We start from the raw sequence: 4,358 nt of genomic DNA, 5'->3' as shown, positions 1-4,358 counted from the left end.
TTCGGCGGAATTCTTGCGCCGGATGATGGAAGGCGGCACGATCGAGAAAGTCGCCATCGACGCCAAGGATCACGAATTCACCTATAGTTTCGAATAAGGGCTAGGGTCTTTTTTAGAATGCCGCCGTTGGATCGCAAGCGCGGCGCTAAAGACGAAAACAAACAAGGCGCGTAGGTGTATTTTCCCTATGCGCCTTCGACAAAATTTGCGGGTTTGGAATGCCGTTTAACGATATTGTGCAGGAGAAAGGACAGCGCAGCATTGATTGACAGATGCAGATCGCGAAACTTACTATCAAGCGACTTCGACTCTTGGCGCAATGTTACAAATACCGACAAGAAATTAGCCACGAAATCGTACCGAACCGGCGTCGTTGTCGCGACAAAGAACGCGAACAACTCTTTTAGAAAAACGTTCTCAGCTAAGATTTCTTTGTCTGGGAATGGCGTCAAATTTAATCACCACCGCCGATATCAATTTTTAGACCGTAATTTCCGCAATATAAACGAGGAGCATTACCATGGCAGCCGACGGCACAAAAACGATGAATGCAAAGCTGAGCCTTGCACCGTTAAAGTCAAAGGAGATCAAGCCCGAGATCAGAGCATGGATGAATACTGATAAAGACGTCAAGAAGGTATTTGCCAAGCCTATCGTTTATCAGGAAAAGATCGATCTGAACCCAAAAAAGTGGAATGAAGGCAAGCTTGCCAAAGCCATGGAGGGACTGGTGCGCACCGAGATGCAATTGCTGGCAAACCGGATTAGCGACATCAAGAAAAAGACTGAAGGCACGCGTTCCCCTAAAGAACAAAAAGCGATGTTAAAAGGCCTTGAAGGGGCTTTGGATGACGTCATTGCGCGCATTCAGGACAAATGCAGTGAAGCACTTGATGAACTCGCATCGGGTAAAGGCGAAGCGCAGGCCGGTATCGCCTTGGGTAAGAAAACGATGGCTAAGCTCAACACACTTTCCGTTGAAGGGTTGTTCAAAAAACACGCGCAGACCGGGTTGGATAGCATCAAAAAGTGGGAAGGTGCCAAAGATAAAGATGCCGCCATGAAGGATGCTGAGAAAAACATCAAAACGGCGATTGATGATCTGAAAGGCACTGGCAAAGATGCGCAAAATGTTGCGAAATTCCTTTTGGATACAGGGAAAAAGCTTAAGGGTCATGACAACGGTCAGCTTGCAAAGTTTGGCGAGCAGATCATGAAGAAGGAACTGCATCCGCAATTGCAAAAGCTTGATGCGGATATGGACAAGCTTGAGGATGTCCTGACAAGCTATGCAGACGTGCTTAGTAAAGGCACGCTGGATGATAAGAGTGCCGGTGGCTTCAAGAAAGACTTCAACAACGTGATGGGTTTGCAGGCGACAGGCAACAAAACCGTTCTGGCGATGAAGGCTTTGGAAGGCCAATGGAAGAGAATCGAGAAAGATCTCAAGTAAGCCGGTGGCCTGCTTGATGGGGAAAAAATGACCGATACCACGAAAGATATGGACACATCCGATGTGTCTACAGGGCACCGGGAACGGCTGCGTCAGTTCTTGGAACAGCCGCGCGTTCATCTGGGGATTTTGGCGTTGATCATTTTCAACGCCATCACCCTTGGCGTGGGAACATCGAAATGGGTGCAGATCCATAGTGGGGATCTGCTGGCCTTGATCGACAAGGTTGTCCTAAGCGTCTTCGTCATCGAACTGGTCTTGAAGCTATACGCCTACCGGCTAAACTTTTTCCGAAATTCGTGGAATATTTTCGACCTGCTGGTGGTTGGGGTTGGTTTGCTTCCCCAAACGGCGGGGCTGTCAGCGCTGCGGGGGTTGCGCGTCATTCGCGCGCTGCGTCTACTTTCTGTCATACCGCAAATGCGCGCAGTTGTTCAGGCGCTTTTGGATGCCTTGCCGGGCATGGGTGCCGTGATCGTAATGATTTCGATTGTGTTCTACGTCTTTGGCGTAATGGCGACGATTATGTACGGTGTCGCCTTTGATGAATGGTTCGGCACGCTAGGGCGGTCATTATATTCCCTGTTCCAGATCATGACCCTTGAATCGTGGTCCATGGGAATCGTGCGCCCCGTGATGGAGGTGTATCCAACCGCATGGGTCTTTTTTGTTCCATTCATTGTCATCACTTCGTTTTCGGTGCTGAATCTTTTCATTGGTTTGTTGGTGAACACAATGCAATCCGCCGTTGAGGACGAGACAGAAGCCGAGTTCGAGAAGTTGCGTGAACTGGTGCGCGAAGAAACCGATGAAGTGTCGACGCAAGTGCTTTCTCTGCATGAAGAGATACGTGCCTTGCGCAGTGAATTGCGCGCCGAGCGTGAGGGTAAATCATGAGCAGCAGTCAGAAATTTATTGCCAGAAATCGCGCCCCTCGGGTTCAGATCGAATATGATGTTGAACTTTATGGTGCCGAAAAGAAGGTGCAATTGCCGTTTGTCATGGGGGTCATGTCCGATCTGTCGGGCAAATCCGCGACCCCACCCGTGGCGGACCGGAAGTTTCTGGAAATTGATGTTGATAATTTCAACGACCGGATGGCGGCTATTGCCCCAAAAGCGCAATTTTCGGTTCCCAATACCCTGACTGGTGATGGGAACCTTGCCGTTGATCTGACCTTTACCAAGATGGGCGATTTCACCCCCGAAGCCATTGCCGAAAATGTCGACGCCTTGCGCCCCTTGCTGGAGGCCAGACGCCGGTTGTCAGATTTGATGACCTATATGGATGGCAAACCGGGTGCCGAAACGCTGATTGAAAAGCTGCTCTCTGAACCTGCTTTGTTGGGCGCGGTTTCGGGATCGTCGGAAACCGCGGCAGATGTCGACGCAGCCCTGGACAGTTTGCGCGCGGCGTTGCCAGCGGACACGGCCCAAAAGGATAGCACCGATGCGGCGCTTGCATCTTTGGCCGCGCAGCCCCCAGTTGAACAGGCCGAAGATACGTCCGTGTCCGATGTGTTGGGCAGCTTGCAGCCCCCCCCCGAGACAGAAGAAATTGATGAACAGGCATCGGCGCTGGATGCATTGCGTGCGGCACCTGTGATTGAACAAGCCGAAACAGAAACCGCTGACGCCGTTCTATCGGGGATTTCCCGCAGCGAAACCGTGGATACGCCACCGTCAAACGAAGCCGGGGCGGTTCTGTCTGGTATGGTGCGGGTTGAAGAGGTCGCGCCGGACGACACATCCGGCGACGTTCTTGCCGGCATCAACCGGATCGAAGACACTCCTGAAACGGACGATGTCGCCGATATTCTGGGTTCCCTGAACGAGGCCCCTGAACAAACCGCAGACACTGACACAAGGGATGACATCCTAGGCGGCATTGCCGATGTCGCGCCCGTGCAAGAAACTGACATAACTTCGGATGTCTTGGCCGGTCTGGCGGATACGACGACACCTTTGGCCCCTGATCAGGATACTACGTCGGACATTCTTGCGGGGCTTGAACGTCAAGAGGATACCGTCGCCGCTGATGACACCAATGATATTTTGGCCAGCCTTGATGCGCCTGCTGAAGAGAAAACCGATGATGTCGCCGACGTTCTGGCAAGTATCGAAGCGGCTCCGGCTGATATGGGCGATGATGTTGTTGCCACAAATGATATTCTTGCTAGCATTGATGCTGTTCCGGCGAATGCGGATCAAGACGGCGAAAGTTTGGATGATATCCTGGGCGATATTGCAGCCAACCCCGTCGTTGATGCGCCTGATGATACATCGGCAGATGACATTCTTGCCGGGATGGAGGCCCCTGAGCCTGCCGCAGAAGAGACGAACAGTTTTGACAATGTGCTCGGTGATATGGCGGATGCCCATGTTGACGCGGAAAACGACGATGATGCTGCGGACGATGTTCTGGCCAATTTGGATGCCCCCACACCAGCGACAGCCGCCGAAGAAAACATTGACGACATCCTTGGCGACATCGCCGACGTAGAGGCGGCACCCGAAGAGGACTCGTCGGACGCAATCCTTGAAAGTCTTGACGCACCAACTGCGGAACTAGCTGAAGGCACTGAACTGGATGACGTTCTGGCCGGACTCGATACCCCCGAAGTTGCAGAAGCTTCGGATGATCTTGACGATATTCTAGGTGGTCTGGACTCGGCGGAGGATGCCAGCGACGAGAGTTCTCTGGACGATATCTTGGGCGATTTGGATGCACCCGAAGTTGCGGAAGCGGCTGATGACCTTGACGACATTCTCGGCGGGCTGGACGTGGCAGAGGAGGCCAGCGACGAGAGTTCTCTGGACGATATCTTGGGCGATTTGGACGCACCCGAAGTTGCGGACGCGGCAGATGATCTTGACAAAATTCTAGGTGGCTTGGACGCGGCGGA

At 52.5% G+C, this 4,358-nt stretch carries 2 protein-coding genes and 1 pseudogene; all 3 read left to right on the top strand.

Annotated elements, in window-relative coordinates; genetic code table 11:
• Positions 1 to 520 precede the first annotated feature (520 nt).
• Entirely contained in the window at positions 521 to 1,453 is a 933-nt protein-coding gene (locus ABYT07_RS19240; RefSeq protein ID WP_372993631.1) for a hypothetical protein, read from the top strand.
• A 27-nt stretch (positions 1,454 to 1,480) separates the two neighbouring features.
• Complete coding sequence (locus ABYT07_RS19235; protein ID WP_372993630.1) at positions 1,481 to 2,350, top strand: ion transporter; 870 nt, start codon at positions 1,481 to 1,483, stop codon at positions 2,348 to 2,350.
• Positions 2,347 to 2,829 (top strand): annotated as a pseudogene (tssB, locus tag ABYT07_RS19230) (type VI secretion system contractile sheath small subunit); the annotation flags it as partial. The gene ABYT07_RS19235 and the pseudogene tssB, both read left to right, overlap by 4 nt.
• Positions 2,830 to 4,358 lie beyond the last annotated feature (1,529 nt).

Source organism: Sulfitobacter sp. (assembly GCF_041552635.1).
Taxonomy (GTDB): domain Bacteria; phylum Pseudomonadota; class Alphaproteobacteria; order Rhodobacterales; family Rhodobacteraceae; genus Sulfitobacter.
This window is presented reverse-complemented; position numbering and strand designations above follow the sequence as displayed.

Coding starts and splice junctions, on each gene's coding strand:
- ABYT07_RS19240 (WP_372993631.1), top strand. CDS start 521: ATGGCAGCCGACGGCACAAAAACGATGAATGCAAAGCTGAGCCTTGCA.
- ABYT07_RS19235 (WP_372993630.1), top strand. CDS start 1,481: ATGACCGATACCACGAAAGATATGGACACATCCGATGTGTCTACAGGG.